19 protein-coding genes are annotated in these 15476 nt (G+C 73.1%); 8 read left to right on the top strand and 11 right to left on the bottom strand.

The window, feature by feature from the left end; all coding sequences use genetic code 11:
* The first annotated feature begins 83 nt into the window (after positions 1–83).
* Positions 84–569, top strand: a complete 486-nt coding sequence (locus tag HD595_RS18340) for an RICIN domain-containing protein (protein ID WP_253770605.1) — start codon at positions 84–86, stop codon at positions 567–569.
* Between the two features lies 1 nt (position 570).
* Entirely contained in the window at positions 571–879 is a 309-nt protein-coding gene (locus HD595_RS18335) for a hypothetical protein (protein WP_253770604.1), read from the top strand.
* Positions 880–932: 53 nt separating this feature from the next.
* Here HD595_RS18335 and HD595_RS18330 read toward each other — a convergent pair whose 3' ends face one another.
* The gene (locus HD595_RS18330) at positions 933–1322 is read right to left on the bottom strand and encodes a hypothetical protein (RefSeq protein WP_253770603.1); all 390 of its coding nucleotides are present in this window, start codon (positions 1320–1322) and stop codon (positions 933–935) included.
* A 44-nt stretch (positions 1323–1366) separates the two neighbouring features.
* Here HD595_RS18330 and HD595_RS18325 point away from each other — a divergent pair, with 44 nt between their 5' ends.
* The 3 genes from HD595_RS18325 to HD595_RS18315 are packed head-to-tail and all read left to right on the top strand — an operon-like array spanning position 1367 to position 2461.
* A complete protein-coding gene (locus tag HD595_RS18325) occupies positions 1367–1804 on the top strand; it encodes a MarR family winged helix-turn-helix transcriptional regulator (RefSeq protein ID WP_253770602.1) in 438 nt (145 codons plus the stop codon).
* Between the two features lie 34 nt (positions 1805–1838).
* Complete coding sequence (locus HD595_RS18320) at positions 1839–2201, top strand: YybH family protein (protein WP_253770600.1); 363 nt, start codon at positions 1839–1841, stop codon at positions 2199–2201.
* A gap of 44 nt (positions 2202–2245) precedes the next feature.
* The gene (locus HD595_RS18315) at positions 2246–2461 is read left to right on the top strand and encodes a hypothetical protein (RefSeq protein ID WP_253770598.1); all 216 of its coding nucleotides are present in this window, start codon (positions 2246–2248) and stop codon (positions 2459–2461) included.
* Positions 2462–2483: 22 nt separating this feature from the next.
* Here the strand turns inward: HD595_RS18315 and HD595_RS18310 are convergent, their stop codons facing one another.
* The 3 genes from HD595_RS18310 to HD595_RS18300 all read right to left on the bottom strand — a co-directional run bounded on the left by HD595_RS18310 (position 2484) and on the right by HD595_RS18300 (position 5555).
* The gene (locus tag HD595_RS18310; RefSeq protein ID WP_253770596.1) at positions 2484–3305 is read right to left on the bottom strand and encodes an alpha/beta fold hydrolase; all 822 of its coding nucleotides are present in this window, start codon (positions 3303–3305) and stop codon (positions 2484–2486) included.
* Complete coding sequence (locus tag HD595_RS18305) at positions 3302–4798, bottom strand: MDR family MFS transporter (RefSeq protein ID WP_253770594.1); 1497 nt, start codon at positions 4796–4798, stop codon at positions 3302–3304. Before HD595_RS18305 ends, HD595_RS18310 begins: the two co-directional genes overlap by 4 nt.
* 103 nt (positions 4799–4901) lie before the next feature.
* Positions 4902–5555, bottom strand: coding sequence for an acyl-CoA-like ligand-binding transcription factor (locus HD595_RS18300; RefSeq protein ID WP_253770592.1), 654 nt, complete (start codon positions 5553–5555; stop codon positions 4902–4904).
* A 73-nt stretch (positions 5556–5628) separates the two neighbouring features.
* On the opposite strand from HD595_RS18300, the gene HD595_RS18295 reads away from it, so the two are divergent.
* Entirely contained in the window at positions 5629–5925 is a 297-nt protein-coding gene (locus HD595_RS18295; protein ID WP_253770590.1) for an acyl-CoA-like ligand-binding transcription factor, read from the top strand.
* Here HD595_RS18295 and HD595_RS18290 read toward each other — a convergent pair.
* Positions 5894–7072 carry a M20 family metallopeptidase gene (locus HD595_RS18290; protein ID WP_253770588.1) on the bottom strand — a complete coding sequence of 393 codons (1179 nt, stop codon included), beginning with the start codon at positions 7070–7072 and terminating at the stop codon, positions 5894–5896. The genes HD595_RS18295 and HD595_RS18290 overlap by 32 nt on opposite strands.
* 151 nt (positions 7073–7223) lie before the next feature.
* Here HD595_RS18290 and HD595_RS18285 point away from each other — a divergent pair, with 151 nt between their 5' ends.
* Positions 7224–8102 (top strand): VOC family protein, encoded by an 879-nt coding sequence (locus tag HD595_RS18285; RefSeq protein ID WP_253770586.1) that lies wholly within the window; start codon positions 7224–7226, stop codon positions 8100–8102.
* A gap of 21 nt (positions 8103–8123) precedes the next feature.
* Here the strand turns inward: HD595_RS18285 and HD595_RS18280 are convergent, their stop codons facing one another.
* Genes HD595_RS18280 through HD595_RS18260 form a run of 5 tightly spaced genes read right to left on the bottom strand, consistent with a single transcriptional unit; the run spans position 8124 to position 13145 of the window.
* A complete protein-coding gene (locus HD595_RS18280; protein WP_253770584.1) occupies positions 8124–8606 on the bottom strand; it encodes a hemerythrin domain-containing protein in 483 nt (160 codons plus the stop codon).
* Positions 8607–8647: 41 nt separating this feature from the next.
* The gene (locus HD595_RS18275; RefSeq protein WP_253770582.1) at positions 8648–9451 is read right to left on the bottom strand and encodes an SDR family NAD(P)-dependent oxidoreductase; all 804 of its coding nucleotides are present in this window, start codon (positions 9449–9451) and stop codon (positions 8648–8650) included.
* An 8-nt stretch (positions 9452–9459) separates the two neighbouring features.
* Complete coding sequence (locus tag HD595_RS18270; RefSeq protein WP_253770580.1) at positions 9460–11013, bottom strand: class I adenylate-forming enzyme family protein; 1554 nt, start codon at positions 11011–11013, stop codon at positions 9460–9462.
* Position 11014: 1 nt separating this feature from the next.
* A complete protein-coding gene (locus tag HD595_RS18265; protein ID WP_253770578.1) occupies positions 11015–12241 on the bottom strand; it encodes a thiolase family protein in 1227 nt (408 codons plus the stop codon).
* A gap of 7 nt (positions 12242–12248) precedes the next feature.
* Positions 12249–13145, bottom strand: a complete 897-nt coding sequence (locus HD595_RS18260) for an alpha/beta hydrolase (RefSeq protein ID WP_253770576.1) — start codon at positions 13143–13145, stop codon at positions 12249–12251.
* A gap of 105 nt (positions 13146–13250) precedes the next feature.
* Between HD595_RS18260 and HD595_RS18255 the strand changes: the two genes are divergently transcribed.
* On the top strand, positions 13251–14420 hold the full coding sequence (locus tag HD595_RS18255) for a PucR family transcriptional regulator (RefSeq protein ID WP_253770574.1): 1170 nt from the start codon (positions 13251–13253) through the stop codon (positions 14418–14420).
* A gap of 132 nt (positions 14421–14552) precedes the next feature.
* Here HD595_RS18255 and HD595_RS18250 read toward each other — a convergent pair whose 3' ends face one another.
* Positions 14553–15470 (bottom strand): NADP-dependent oxidoreductase, encoded by a 918-nt coding sequence (locus tag HD595_RS18250; RefSeq protein WP_253770572.1) that lies wholly within the window; start codon positions 15468–15470, stop codon positions 14553–14555.
* Positions 15471–15476: the final 6 nt, after the last annotated feature.

Raw genomic sequence — 15476 nt, 5'->3', positions numbered from 1 at the left:
GACCCACCGTCATTCCCTTCTGACGTTATATGTCTATATTGTCAGAACGTCAGCCATCAGTACAGAAGAGGACGGACATCGGCATGAAGCTCATCACCAAGCTCGTCGCCACGGTCGCCGCCGGAGTCGTCATGACCGCCGCCGCGGCACCGGCCCAGGCCGCCATGGTCGGGCAGCTCGTCAACTGGGGCACCGGCAAGTGCCTGGCGATCGGGAACTCGAGCACCGCCAACGGCGCGCGGGCGATCCAGTGGCAGTGCCTCAGCAGCAGCCCGGGCCAGTTCTGGCAGCTCCGGGAGGACCGGGTGCGCCCGGGCGCGATGGAGATCGTCAACAGGCACAGCGGACTGTGCCTGGCCGTCGCCAACGGCAGCGGCAGCGACGGGGCCGCGATCATCCAGTGGACCTGCAACGGTCACGACAGCCAGCTCTGGAGGCGCTTCGACGAGCAGTTCGTCAACTGGGGAAGCGGCAAGTGCGTGGCCGTCCCCGCCAGCACCACGGCCAACGGAGCCGAGTTGATCCAGTGGACGTGCAACGACAGCTACGGCCAGAAGTGGGACCGCTGACATGTGGACGACGGCACTGCTCACCTTCTTCGCCGGCGTCTTCGCGGCGAACGCGACGCCCCACTTCGTCAAGGGCATCACCAAGGAGCCCTTCCCGACGCCCTTCGGCTACACGCCGCTGATCAACCTCGTGGCCGGTTGGGGGATGTACGTGATCGCCGCCCTCCTGCTCGCGGGAGCCGACGTGGCCGCCCGGCCGTGGCCCGCCGCCGTCTCGGGGGCGATCGGGGTGCTGGTCATGGGCGTCTTCCACGCGCACGTCGGCGCGTTCGGCAAACGGCCGCCGGCGAAGGCGGCGCCGCTCGCGTGAAGGACCATCACCGGGTACGGCAGCGCCTGCCGTACCCGGTGATCGGAGGCCGGTCAGGCGGCGTGGCGCGGCAGCGGGGCGCGCAGCAGCGACCACGCGGCCACGCCGAGCAGGAGGGCGAAGCAGGCGGGGCCGAGGGTCTGGGCCAGTTCGTGCCGGGTCGCCCCGATCACGGTGTCCACGAGCTGCACGCCCGCGTTCAGCGCGAGCACCAACGCCAGCGGCCGCCACGCCCGCAGCGCCGCGAACAGGGCCAGCCCGCCGAGCAGCACGATGCTCCGCGCGGCCATGTAGGCGGCGAACGCGCGTGGCGCCGCCGCGTCGCCGCCGGGGACGAGGATCCCCGGCGCGAGCAGGCCCGAGACGGTGAAGTAGCCCGACGAGAGGACGGTCAGCACGGCCACGGCGGTCGCGAACACGCGCACCGATCGTCCGGGAGCCATATCATTCGGTACCCTAATCATACGGGCAAGCTAGCATTGCGGTCATGACGTCGCAAGTGACCGACAGCCTGGCCTTCCTGCTCAGCAAACTCGGCCAGGCGACCGCCGAGCGGTTCGCCGACCGGCTCGCGCCGCTCGGCCTGCGCCCCCGGCACTGCGCGGTACTGCAGTTGCTGGAGGCCGCCCCGCTCGGCCAGCTGGCGCTGGCCAGAACCATCGGCGTCACCCCCAGCGTGGTCGTCGACATGCTCGACGAGCTGGAGGGCGTGGGCGCGGTACGGCGGGTGCGCGACACGGCCGACCGGCGCCGGCAGCTCGTCGAGCTCACCGACGAGGGGCGCGAGCTGAGCCGCTCGGCCGCGAAGGCGGCCGCCCAGGTGGACGCCGACCTGCTGGGCGGGCTCTCCCCGGATCAGCGCGGCGCGCTCCGCGAGGCCCTGACCGCCATCGCCACCACCCACGACCTGCTGCCCGGCGGTTGAACGAGCCCGCCGACTTCTGGGATGGTGAACGATCATGGACTTCGCACCGGCGCTCGACGCGCACTTGGCGGCCATCCAGGCGCGTGACCTGGACGGCTATCTCGCCACCGTCCACCAGGACGCCTCGCTGATCCTGCCGAACGGCACGCTCCTGCGCGGCAGGGAGGCGATCGGCGAGTTCCACGCCGACTGGTTCGCCGACACCGACTGGTCGATGCGGGCCGAACCCGTACGGGTGGAGACGGCGGGCGAAGCCGCGTTCGCCCTGCTGTCGGTGGTGTACGACGACGTGGACCCGAAGGGCGAGCCGTACCGGAAGACCTTCTACCTGACGCTGTACTTCACCCGGACCGACGGGCGGTGGCTGCTCGTCCACGACCAGAACACCCCCTTCTGAGCCGTAGGAGGAACTCCGGGAAGGGCCGGATCGTCCTGTCCTACGTGAGTGACGAGACGCGGACCAACCGGTTCCAGGAGCTGCCGGAACGGCCGGACCCGGCGACGTGGCGCTCCGGACGGGACGAGAGTCCCTTGCCGCAGGCGATCGCCGAGCCGTCGAGCGCGGAGGACGCCGCCCTGCGCTGGGTGGCGCCCGAGCTCGAAGCGGCCCGGCGGATCAGCGACGCCGTCGTACGGCGCCGCGGTTCCCGCGACTGAGCGCGCGCGTCGCCGGCCGGGGTCAGGACGCCGTTGCGGGCGTGAGATCGTCCAGGGCGCGGCGGAGCGCGGCGGCGAAGCTCGCGGCCTCGAAGATGAAGCCCAGGTGGTTGCCGGGGAACTCGACGTACGGGCAGCCGAGGCGCTCGGCCTGGATGCGGGCGGTGCGGGCGTAGTAGGCGCCCGCGCTCTCCCGCCCGGCGGCGGTGGCCATCGCCACCTTGTTGGCGCGGATGGTGTCGAGGTCGGGGTCGAACGTGGCGAGCGGGAGGTACTCGCGAGCGAGCCAGAACTCGGCGTTACTCGTCATCTCCCCCTCGGCCACACGGGCCTGCTGAGGGTTGGCGGTGTCGAAGCCGACGAGTTCGGTGGCGAAGACCTTGCAGGCCGCCTCCGCGCCTTCGGCGGTGAACGTGCCGTACACGCGGTCGGCGAAGGCGAGCCAGGCGTCGGCGTCGGGCAGCAGCGGCGAGGTGGGCGCCTCGTGCGCGACCATCGCCCGGATGATCCCGGGGTGATCGGCGGCGAGCTGCAGCGCGATGTTGGCGCCGCCGCTGTTGCCGAACACGTAGGCCTCGTCGCCGCCCATCGCCCGGATCACGGCGACCGCGTCGCGGGCCTGCTGCGCCATGTCCAGGTCGACGGTGGTGTCGCCGGTGCTGCGGGAGTTGCCGCGGCGGTCGTAACGGACGACCGTGTAGTGCTCGGCGAGGAAGCCGGAGATCCGCGCGTAGTGCTCGGAGGCGCCGCCGCCACCGGAGATCATCAGCAGCAGCGGGCCGGTGCCCTCGTGGTCGTAGACGATGTCGGCGCCTTCGGTGTGGACGCTTCGGGTCGTGGTCATGGGGTCGTCTCCTTCTTGTTCTTGTCGGCGGATGCCGGTTTCCGGGTGTGGTGCCGGCCGGGCCGGCGGCCCGGCATGGCGAGTGCGATGAGGAGAGCTGTGACGGCGAACGCGAGGATCCACCCGAACGTGGTGGCGTAGGCGTCGGCCAGTCCCGCCGGGGTCGGCCGGTGCGGGTCGGGCAGGAGGTCGAACCGGCCCTGCAGGACGATGAGGGTCACCGCGCTGCCGAGCGAGGCGCCGAGCTGCATGATGACCCGGTTGGCGGCGCTGGCGCGCGGGATCGCAGCGGGCTCGACGTCGTGGATGGCGGCGGCCATGGCCGGCGCCATGACGGCTCCCACGCCGGCTCCGCTGATCAGCAGCAGCGCGCCGAGCAGCGTCTCGCTGGTGTGCTGGTCGAGCTGGGTGAGGCCGAGGCTTCCCAGGCCGGTGAACGTGAGCCCGGCCAGCACCAGTAGCCGCAGGCCGACGCGTTCGGTGAACCGGCCCGCCAGGAACAGCGAGATCCCCATGCCGACCCCCTGCGGGATGAGCAGCAGGCCGGTCTCCAGCACGCTGTGGCCGCGGCCCTGCTGGAGGTACAGCGGCAGGAGCCCCGCCGCTCCGAACAGCGCCCCGCTGCCCATGAACAGCACCATGGAGGAGGTGGCGAAGCCGCGGATCCGCAGCAGCCGCAGGTCGAGGATCGGCTCGAAGCGGGTACGCAGCGCGTGGACCACGAAGGCGGCGAGCAGGAGGACGCCGGCGGCCAGCGGGAAGGAGGCGTGGGGGTCGGCGAAGGTGGCGTAGCGGCCCGCCTCGCTCAGGCCGTAGACGATGACGGCGCACGCGGGTGCCAGCAGCGCGAGCCCGAGGACGTCCAGCCGCGGGGCCGTGCCCGAGGGGACGTCCCCCGGCCGCGCCCGGCCCGCGGCCGGGGGCATGACCCGCCAGGCCACCGCGATCGCGGCCAGGCAGACCGGGACGTTGACGAAGAAGATCCAGCGCCAGCCCAGATCGCTGACGATGACGCCGCCGAGCACCGGGCCGAGCACCGGCGCCAGCGCCGCCGGGACACCCATGACGCTCATCACCGGCCCCAGGCGGCTCGGCCCGGCCGCCTGGGCGAGCACCGCCATGCCCAGGGGCAGGATCATGCCGCCGCCCAGGCCCTGGACCACGCGGAACACGATCAGGCTCTGCGCCGACCAGGCCACCCCGCACAGCACCGAGCCGGCCAGGAACAGGGCGATGCAGACCGTCCACGTCGCCCGGCCGCCGTAGCGCTCCAGCGCCCAGCCCGACAACGTCATGACGACCGTCATCGCCAGCAGGTAACCGGTGCCGACCCACTGCATCGTCAGCAGCGAGGAGGGGAACTCCCGCAGCAGCGTGCCGTAGGCGATGTTGGTCATGGTCGCGTCGAGCTGCATCATGATCGCGCCCAGGACCACCGCGATCATCAACCAGGTGAGGTCGTTCGCCGGGCGGGTCCGTTCCGGGATCGTCATCAGGGATCTCCCCTCCGCGTCCGGCCGGCCGATCGAGGGCATGCCGGGATGGAGCGGCCTCGGCGAGGCCGCTCGGGACAGGTGGTGGTGGTCGGGTGGCTCGCTAGTGCGACGGGCCGGCCGGCGGGGCCGGGAGCCCCGCGGCGACCTGCCGCAGCGCCTCCCGCAGCAGCAGGACCAGGGGGACGGGCGGATCCGCGCGCAGCCACTGGTCGGTGGCGACGTGGACGGCGGTGGCGACCGAGCCCGCGACCAGGCGCGGATACATGTCGCGGCCGGGATCGGTGCCGGTGCGTTCGGCGACCGCCGCGGCGAGCTCGCCGTCGGCCGTCAGGGCGGCCTTGAGCGCCTCGGCCTGGAGCGCGGGCTCGGTGGCGATCAACCGGATGCCGCCGAGCACCTCCGGGTCCGGGCTCTCGTGCGCCCGGTCGGCCTCGACCAGCGGCGAGAGCACCGCCTGGGTGACGGCCTCCCACAGCGGCTCACCGGCCGGGCGGGCCCGCAGCGCCTCGGCCGACTGCCGTACGCGGTCGACGTGGCGGGCGACCAGGGCCTCGTACTTGGTGGAGAAGTAGTTGTTGAACGTCCGCGTCGTGACCTGCACCTCGGCGGCGATGTCCTCGACCCGGACGTTGTCCAGCCCCCGCTCCAGCGCCAGCCGCAGGGCGGCGAGGGTCAGCGCCTCGCGGGTCGCGCGCTTCTTCTGCTCACGGAGTCCGGGGCGCCGGCCGTCTGCCGGGGTGCGTTCGGTGGTCACGCCACCAGCATAGCCAAAACTTTCTGAACGAGAAAGATTTCTGGTTAAGAAAGTTTTGGCTATGCTCTGCCGCATGGGTGCGCGCCCGCCCGCCGGGCGAGCCCCTCTGGAAGGCGATCGGCAACGCCGCGCTCATCGGGGCGCCGCTCGTCACCGAATCGGAGGGCCCCTGCCCGACGCCGACCTGGAGCGCGACCTCTATCCGCGGCTGGTGGCGGGGACGGTCGGCGTCGCCATCTCCGCCTCGACCGAGCTGTGGTTGCGCCTCGGTCCTCCGGCGTCGTACGGCGAGCTGCTCCAGGACGCGCTCGACCAGGTGACGAGGGGCCTGCCCCTCCCTACCGGTCCTGCTTCTGGAAGAAGCGGGTGACGGTGTCGCGCAGGACGTCGGCCTCCCGGCGTACCGCGGACAGGCGGACGAAGTCGTCGCCGAGCATGTCCCCCTCCTCCGGCACCCCGAACATCACCGTCGGGATCCCCCGCGACGACGGGCCGCCCGCGTCGAAGCTGCCGCCGTAGATCGTGTGACGGGGTTCGCCCACGTGCTCCCGGATCGACGCGGTCAGGGGGTCGAGGACGCCACGACGCTCGGGTGGCAGGTACGCCGGGAGCATCGTGACCCCCTGCCGGACCCGGATCTCGCAGCCGCTGCCCGCTCCCTCGACGGCCGCGCGGATCTCGGCGACGGCCGCACCGGGGTCGCTGCCGGGCAGCAGCCGCCGGTCCACCGTGATCCGGGCCGTGCCCGGGAGGGTGTGCGGCGCGAGCGGCTCGTAGCGCACCTGGTACGGGACGACCTGCTCGCGCCCGAGCTCCGGGTGCGAGCGCGTGCCCACGACCGCGTCGAGCTCGGCGAGCCGCCGTACGACGTCGGCGGCCGCGTCGATGACCCGCCCGGCGGCCGGCGGGGACGAGGAGTGGGCCGCCGTCCCCTCGATCTCGACCAGCACGTCGACGCGCCCGCGGTTGCCGACGGTCACGTCGAAGCCGGTGGGGAAGAGCTGGACGAGCAGGTCCGGCGTACGCGGGAGGCCGTCGAGGATGGCGTTCGAGCAGTCATGGGTGCTGCGTCCCTCGTTGTTGACGCAGAGCAGCAGGGTGCCGTGCAGCGGCACGCGCTCGGTGACGACCCACCGGGCGAGGTCCAGGAGGCACGCCTGGTGGGCCTTGTTCTGGGTGATCCCCTGGCCGAACACGCAGGGCTCGTCGACGCCGAGCTCGACGGGCGTCCGGATGCGTCCCGACCACGGCTCGGCCATCAGGTTGTGGTGCTGCGTCGGCGTGTACGCCATGAGCGCGAGGCAGGGCCCGTCGCCGTCGCCGAGCCGTACCGCGAACTGGTTGCGGGGCAGGTCGATGATGTCGAAGGCCCCGAGGCCCAGGAACATCGGCCGCAGGCACTCCTGGACGTAGTGCCGGAGCGTCGGGTGGTCCGGCTCGATCAACGTGTCGGCGCCGAGCGGCACCGCGGAGGGCACACGGGCAAGTGTCACCAGGTCGGCGATCAAGGGCTTCATGACGACCATCCTTCCGGGTCGCCACCGACGAGTTCGTCCGCCACCCATCGAATGGAAGATTTCCCCTTAAATCCCGCTATCACCTGTCGAAATCCGTCATCCGGACGTCCCTGACTGGAGTGAACCGCGCCGCGACAGCAGCCTTTGCCGCATGAACGCCTGCGACATCGACAGAATCGACCACTCCGTCCTCTACACCACCGACATGGACACCACCGCCGCGACCTACGAGGCGCTCGGCTTCACGCTCACACCGCTGTCCATGCACCTCGGCTCCGACCGCCCCGGCGGCGAGCGCAGGCCGATGGGCGCCGGCAACCGGTGCGCGCTGTTCGGCGCGACGTACCTGGAACTGCTCGGCCTGTTCGGGGACGGCTCGGTCGACCCGTGGAACATCCGCCCGCTGATCGCCCAGTACGAGGGCCTGCACGGCTGCTCGTTCGGCTGCGAGGACGCCGTGACCGTCGAGAGGCGGTTGCGCGCGGCGGGGCTGTCGTCGTCCGGGGTGCTGCCGTTGCAGCGCGACGTGGAGACCCCTGAGGGGGTGGCGACGGCGCGGTTCGAGGCGATCCACCTCGACCGCGCGCGGACCCCCGAGGGGCTGGTCCACATCGCCCGCCACCTGACGCCCGAGCTGATCCACCAGCCCCGCTACCTGAAGCACGCCAACGGCGCCACCCACCTGCACAGCGTGCTGCTCGTCGTGGACGACGCCGACCTGGAGGCCACCGTCGCCCGCTACGCCCGCACCCTGGGCGTCCCGCCGACGACCGAGGGGCCCCGGCACGTGCTCGCCCTCCAGGTGGGCCGGATGGAGATCGTCGCGATGTCCGCCTTCGACGAGGTGCTGCCCGGCGAGCCGGTGCCCGCGCTCCCCTACCTCGCGGGGCAGGCCGTGGCCGTCGGCGACCTCCGCGCGGCCCGTGACCTGGTGGAGGGCAACGGGTTCACCGTCCGTGAGCTGCCGGACGGGTTCTTCGTCGGGGCCGGCGAGGCCCGCGGCGCGGCGATCGCCTTCGTGCGGCTCTGACGCCCTGGAGCGGGTGACGCGTCAGTGCTCGGGGAAGTGCGTCACGGAGTTGAGGACCGGGACGAGGTAGTGCTCCTCGCGGTCGAGGTGGGTGAGGAGCTCGACGGACAGGCGCTCCAGCTCCGCGCGGAAGCCGGGGGCGGAGGGCGTCGCGGCGACCTCGCGGAGTCCGGACAGGAGGGTCGCCATGACGCGGTGGTCGGCGGCCAGCCGCTCCAGCACCTCGGCCAGCTCGGGGTGTTCGCCGGCCAGGAAGGGGAAGATCGTCCGGTCCTCGGTGGTGTGGTGGGCGTCCAGGGCCTCGCAGAAGGACAGGCAGTGGCTGTGGAGGCGGGCGGGCAGGACGAGCGGGTCGGGGCTCTCGCCGTCGGCGGGCAGGCGTGACGCCTCCTCGCGCAGGGCGGCGATGTCGCGCCGGAGCTCGTCGTGCAGGGCGATCAGGTGGTCGCCGAAGGCGGTCAGCCGGGAGTGCTCGGCGGTGGCGGTGTGCGTCTGGTCGGACATGGGTTTCCTTCTCTTGCTGAGTGGGTGGATTTCCGGGCTGTTCACGCGGCGCCGAGAGAGATCCCCCCGTCCACGATGAGCTCGATCCCGGTGATGTACTTCGACCGGTCGCCGGCGAGGAACAGGGCCGCCTCCGCCACGTCCCACGGCGTGCCCATGTGGCCCATCGGCACCTGCGCGTCCCGCTTGGCCCACATGGCCTCGGTGTCGGGGCTGTCGTACGCGTCGGCGAGGCCGCTGGCCAGGGCCACCATCGGGGTCTTCATCAGGCCGGGGAGCACCGCGTTGACCCTGACCTGCCGCGCGGCGAACTCCCTCGCGGTCATCCGGGTCAGGTGGTTGAGCGCGGCCTTGCTGGCGTAGTAGTTCGCGTACGGCACGCCGTTCCAGCGGATCCCGGCGATGGAGGAGATGTTGACGATGGAGCCGCCCCCCTGCTCGACCATGCGGGGGATGACGTGCTTCATCGTCAGGTACGCCCCCTTGACGTTGACCGCGAGGACCCGGTCCCAGTCGGCCTCGTCCAGGTCGGTGACGCCGCCGACGGTCCCGATGCCGACGTTGTTGTCGAGCACGTCGATGCGCCCGTGCTCCTCGATGACGGTCTCGACCAGGGCGCGGACCTGCGCCTCCTTGGTGACGTCGAGCTCCGCCGCGTAGGCGGCGCCGTCCTCGGCCCCGATCAGGCGGACGGTCTCGCGCGCCGACGCGTGGTCGACGTCGGCGCAGATCACGGTGGCTCCCGCGCGGGCGAACGTCAGCGCCGTCGCGCGGCCGTTGCCCATGCCCTCGCCCGTGCAGCCCGCGCCGACGACGAGGGCGACCTTGCCGGTCAGCTCTTTCATGGTTCTCCTCAGATCTTCGTGTCGTGATCGGCCCAGAACGGTTCCCGGACCTCCCGCTTGAGGACCTTGCCGTTGCCGCTGCGCGGGAGCCGGTCGACGAAGACCACCCGCTTCGGCGCCCGGACCGGGCCGAGCCGCTCGCGGCACAGGGCGATCAGCTCGGCCTCGGCGACGTCCTGGCCGGCCCTGAGCTCGACCACGGCCGTCACGATCTCGCCCCAGTCGCGGTGGGGGGCGCCGACCACGGCGCAGTCCTGGACCGCGGGATGGCTCCAGATGACCTGCTCGACCTCGCTGGGGTAGACGTTGAAGCCGCCCGAGATGATGAGGTCCTTCTTCCGGTCGGTGATGTGGAGGTAGCCTTCCGGGTCGCGATGCCCGAGGTCGCCGGTGTGCAGCCACCCGTCCACGACGGTCTCGGCGGTGCGCTCGGGGTCCTTGTAGTAGCCCTTCATCACCAGGTCGCCCCGGACGCAGATCTCGCCCGTCCGGCCCGGCGCCAGCTCCGCGCCGTCCTCGTCGAGGATCGCCACCGTGACCAGCGGGTAGGGGCGTCCGCACGAGCTGAGCCGCTCGTCGGGCGCCACCTCGCCGTCGATCAGGTGCTCGTCGGGCCGCAGGAACGAGATCGCCGCGGGCGCCTCCATCTGCCCGTAGCCGCCCAGGAAGATCGGCCCGAGCCGGTCGATGCCGGCGCGCAGCTTCTCGGTCGACATCGGCGCCGCGCCGTACGCCAGGTAGCGCAGGGACGTGGTGTCCACGCTCCGGCGCTCCAGCGTGTCGAGGAGGCGGTAGACCACGGTCGGCGGCAGGAACAGCTCCGTGACCCCGTGCCGTTCGACGGCGTCGAGGACGCTCTCCGGCGTCGCGCGCGGGACGATGACGACCGTGCCGCCGCGTGCGGTGGTCTGCAGGCTGAACAGCCCGGCCGTGTGGGTCATCGGTGCGGCGGCGAGGTTGACGACGGGGGCGCCCGCGGGGTAGGCGAGCGCCATCATCTGGTGGGCCACCATCACCGAGAGGCTGCGATGGGTGTTCATCACGCCCTTCGGCTCGCCGGTCGTCCCGCCGGTCGGCGCGACGGCGACCACGTCGTCCATGGCGAAGCGGACGGGCGGTGGGGTGTCCGGATGGCCGGCGGTCCAGTCCCGCAGGGCCACGTCGTCGGCGCCCGCCTCCAGCGCCACGTAGCGGCCGACCCCCGACGCCGCCGACTTCATCTCCGCGACCTGGTCGGCGAGGTCGGGGTGGTAGAAGAGCACCTCCACGTCGAAGCGCCGCAGCAGCCGGACGTTCTCGTGTACCGGGTTGGCGGGGTTGAGCGGGACCCACGCCGCGCCGGCTCGCCAGGCCCCGAGCACGCAGATCCACGCCGGCGGTGTGTTCGGCGACAGGACCGCGATCTTCGACTCGCGGCGCGCTCCCGCGCCGAGCAGCGCGTGCGCGATCCGGCACGACAGCGCGCCGGCCTCGTCGAAGGTCCATGTCTCGTCGTCGGTCCGGTAGGCGACGCCGGTCGGGTTGATCGCCCGGCCGCGGTCGAAGAAGTCGATGACGGCCACGTCAGGCCCTCCTCAGGATGATCACGGAGGTGACGGCCTCCTCGCCGCGATGGAATCCCCCGCCGTTCTCGGCGACGGCGATCCGGGCCCCGTCCACCTGGCGGAGACCGGCGGTCCCGCGCAGCTGCTCGGTGAGCTCGAAGATCTGGCCGAGCCCGCTCGCCCCGATGGGGTGGCCCTTGGACTCCAGGCCGCCGGAGGGGTTCACCGGCACGCGGCCGCCCAGGCTGGTCTCGCCCCGCAGGGCCGCGGGACCGCCCTCGCCGGGCGGGACGAGGCCCAGCAGCTCGGTCTGTAGGATCTCGCCGAAGGCCGTGGCGTCGTGGACCTCCGCCACGTCCACGTCGTCCGGGCCGACCCCGGCCTGTTCGTAGGCGCGCGCGGACACGACGCGGCTCTGGTGTCCCTCGAAGTCACGCGGGTCGCGGTCGGTCCCGGTGCCCATCACGGCGGCCAGGACCTCGACGCGGGCCGGCGCGCCCAGCCGCCGCAGCCCGGCCTCGCCGCACACGACGACCGCTGCGGCCCCGTCGGTGACCGGCGCGCACATGGGCACGGTGAGCGGGTACGACAGCCTCCGCGCCGCCAGCACCTCGTCGACCGTCATCGGCTTGCGATAATGGGCCCGCGGGTTCACCGTCGCGTGGTCGTGGTTCTTGGCCGCGACCGCCGCGAGCTGCTCCTGGGTGGTGCCGTACAGGCGCATGTGGTTGCGCGCGAGCGCGGCGTAGATGTCCATGAAGATCGAGCGATGCCCGAGATCGGGTTCGTCGATCTCGCCGCCGAGGTCCTTCAGGGCGCGGGTGAGCGCGGCGGGATCGGACACGTCGTAGGCGCTGTCGAACACGGCCATGGTCCGCTCGGGGTCGCCGACGTTCATGCGTTCGACCCCCACGGCCAGCGCGATCTCGGCGGCTCCGGCCCGGACCTGGTTCACGGCCAGCGTGAACGCGGAGGCGCCGGTGGCGCAGGCGTTCTCGACGTTCACGACCGGGATGCCCTGGACGCCCATCGCGCGCAGCGCGATCTGGCCCGCGATCATGTGCTGGCCCTCCAGCGCGCCCTGGGTGGCGGTGCCGAAGAACGCGGCGCCCAGGGCGGCGGGGTTGGCGCCGCAGTCCCGTAACGCGTCGGTGACCGCCCAGCGGGTGAGGTCGCTGACGCTCTTTCCGGGATGCCTGCCGAACGGCGTCATCCCGACGCCGGCGATCCAGACGGGGGTTGTCATGGCGTTCCTATTCGGTCAGGGCGCGGCGCAGGGCCGCGGCGAGCGCGGCCGTCTGACGTTGGGAGATCTCGGCGGACAGGATCGCCTGCGACCCGTGGAAGGTGCCGGGCCACTGGTGCAGCTCGACCGAGACCCCGGCCTGCAGCAGGCGCAGCGCGTAGAGGATGTCGTCGTCGCGGTTCGGGTCGAACTCCGCGGTGGCGATGTAGGCGGGCGGCAGGCCGGACAGGTCAGCGGCCCTGGCCGGCGCGGCGGCGGGCGTGGCGGGGGTCGAGCCCAGGTAGTACCGCCATGACGCGGCGACCGCCTCGCGGCCGACCCAGGGCGTGCCGGTGAAGTTCCGCGCCGACCACGTCTCCTGCCGGTCGTCCAGCTCGGGCTCGTTGAGGAGCTGGAAGCGGATCGGCGGCCCCTGCCGGTCGCGGGCGCGCAGCGTCGCCTGGGCCGCCAGCCCCGCGCCGGCGCTGTGACCGCCGACCGCGATCCGCTCCGGGTCGACACCGAGCTCGGCGGCGTGCTCGAACGTCCAGGTCAGCACGGCGTACACGTCGTCCAGGGCGGCCGGGAACGGGTGCTCGGGGGCCAGCCGGTAGCCCACCGAGATCACCACCGCGCCGGAGCCCTCCGCGATCCGGGCGGCCCAGAGGTGCTCGGTGTCGAGGTCGCCCATGACGAACCCGCCGCCGTGCATCCACACCACGGCGCCCTGGGCCCCGTGCGGGCGGTAGATCCGCACGGGCACGTCCGGGTCGGCGGGCACCAGGCGGTCCTCGATCTCCAGGCCCGTGGTGTCCGGCGCGGGTCGCGCGGCGGCCGCCTCGGCATAGTGCTTGCGCGCGGCGACGGGGTCGGCCAGGTCGAGCCGTGGGATCAACGGGACGAACGGTTCGAGTTCGGGATTCACGCGACCATCCTCATGGCCGGCATCCGCGGGTTCATCCGCCATCCGTCGTACATTTCGCCCGGATCACGCACCGAACGGCGCGCCCACCCGCCCTATCCTCCTGTTATGGAGGCATTGGCCGAACGGCTGTCGCACCTCGACTCCGACATCGAGAGCGTGATCCGCGTCGTCGCGTTCTACGACACGCTGATGCGCCGGCGGGTGGACCTCCCGGCGCTCGCCCGGGCCTCGGCGGGGCTGGCCGGGTGCGCGGCGGGGATCCGGCTCCACGGCACGGGGCGGGTGCTGCGCATGTCGCCCGACGGCCGCGAGCTGCCCGACGCGTCCCGGAACGGCGCCCTGTCCGGGAACGACGCGGGGTCCGGAGACGGCGCCGGTTCTGCGAGCGGCGGCGCGTCAGGGAACGGCGCCACTCCCGGGAACGGCGCCGCGTCCGGGAACGGTGCCGCGTCCGGCCCGACGTCTCCCGCTTCCACGACCGCGCCCATCACGCTCGACGAGGAGGAGATCGGCACAGTGTGGCTGGAACGCCCCGGCCCGCCTCTCCCGCTGGACGAGGTGCTGCTGGACCGGCTCGCGATCGCCGCCGCGGCGATCGTCGAACGGTACGGCCCGGCGCGCACCACGATGGCCGACCCCGCCCTGGTCGAGCTGGTGATCAGCGCCGACAGCGACGAGGCGGCCAGGGCCCGGGCGCTGCGGCTGCTGGGGTTCGCCGCCGAGCTGCCGGTCCGCGTCGTCGCCGTACGCTCCCAGGTTCCGCTCGACCAGCTCGGCGGCCTGATCTGCCCCGGCCGCCCGGTCAAGGCGGCGCCGCTCGCGGACGTGGGCGTCCTGCTGGCCACCACCGTGGACCCGGCCCGCTTCCCGGCGGGCGTGCGCGCGGGTATCGGCGCCGCCGAGAGCCCCGGCCGGTCCTGGCAGCAGGCCCGCACCGCTCTGCGCTTCACCACCTCGCGCCGGCCGGTCGTCCGCCACGACGACCTGGGCGCGCTGGCGCTCCTGGCCCGGATACCCGCCGACGCCGTACGGGACAACCCCGACGTGGCGGCGATCGCCCGCCTGGCGCAGAACGCGGAGGACCTGGAGACCCTGGACGCGTACTGCGCCACCGGCTCCCTGCGGCAGGCCGCCGACCTGCTCCACCTGCACCACAGCAGCGTCTCGCGCCGCCTCGACCAGATCGCGAGGATCCTGGGCGTCGAACTCGCCGATCCCACCGGCCTGACCCGGGCCCGCCTCGCCCTCACCGCCTGGCGGCTGCTCGACGGCTGAGGAGGGCGCTCGACCGACCGGGTGTCTCGCCGCCACCTCTGCGGGCGCGGCGCTCGACCGGCCAGGTGGCACCTCTGCGGGCGCGGCGCTCGACCGGCCAGGTGGCTCGCCGCCACCCCTGTGGGCGCGCTTTCAGCCGATCGTGACGGCGAGCTTGCCGACGGTTCCGCCGGCGAAGTCGGCCAGCGCGCGCGGCGCCTCGGCCAGCGGGTACGTGCGGGCGACCGGCACCCGGAGGCGTCCTTCGGTCGCGTCGGCGGCGAGCCGGGACAGGGTGTCCCGGTTCGGGTCGGCCATCACGGCCGTGGCCTTGATGTCGCGGCCCGGCTCGTCGGGCACGTAGTGGATCGTGGAGGCCAGCCGCCCGCCGTCGGCCAGCAGGGCGGCGACGGCCGGTCCGTCGCCCGCCAGGTGCAGGGCGGCGTCCACCCCGCCGGGCGCGATCGCGCGGACCTGCGCCGTCAGGTCCGTGTGGTCCACGGCCCAGGCGGCGCCCAGCCCGGTGACGAAGGCGGCCTCGGCCCCGGGGCGGGCGGTGGCGATCACCCTGGCGCCGCGCGCGGCGGCCAGCTGGACGGCGAACGCGCCCACCCCGCCGGTCGCCCCCGAGATCAGGACGGTCTCCCCCGGCGCCGGGGCGACGGCGTCCACGGCGTCGATCGCCGCGGTCCCGGCCAGCCCGAGCACGCCCGCGCGGGTGTGGCCCAGCCCGTCGGGGATCCTGGCCACGCCGTAGCCCTCGCTCACCACGACGTACTCGGCGAAGCCGCCCTGGCCGAGGGTGGGGCGCATGACCACGCCGAACACGTCGTCGCCCGGGGTCAGGCCGCTCACGTCCGGGCCGACGGCCGCCACGGTGCCGGCGAAGTCCTTGCCGAGCACGACCGGGAACTCGTACTCGTACACGCCCTTGAGGTAGCCGCCCAGCACGCCCAGGTCGAAGCCGCTGACCGAGGAGGCCGCCACCCGGACCAGCACCTCGCCCGGGCCCGGCTCCGGCACGGGCAGGTCGGCGGGCGCCAGTTCGGCGCCGAATTCGGGGAAAGCCATGGCACG

The sequence above is a fragment of the Nonomuraea roseoviolacea subsp. carminata genome (assembly GCF_024172185.1).
GTDB classification, from domain to species: Bacteria; Actinomycetota; Actinomycetes; order Streptosporangiales; family Streptosporangiaceae; genus Nonomuraea; species Nonomuraea roseoviolacea.
Note: the sequence above shows the minus strand (reverse complement) of the source record. Positions and strands in the feature narration are given on the sequence as shown.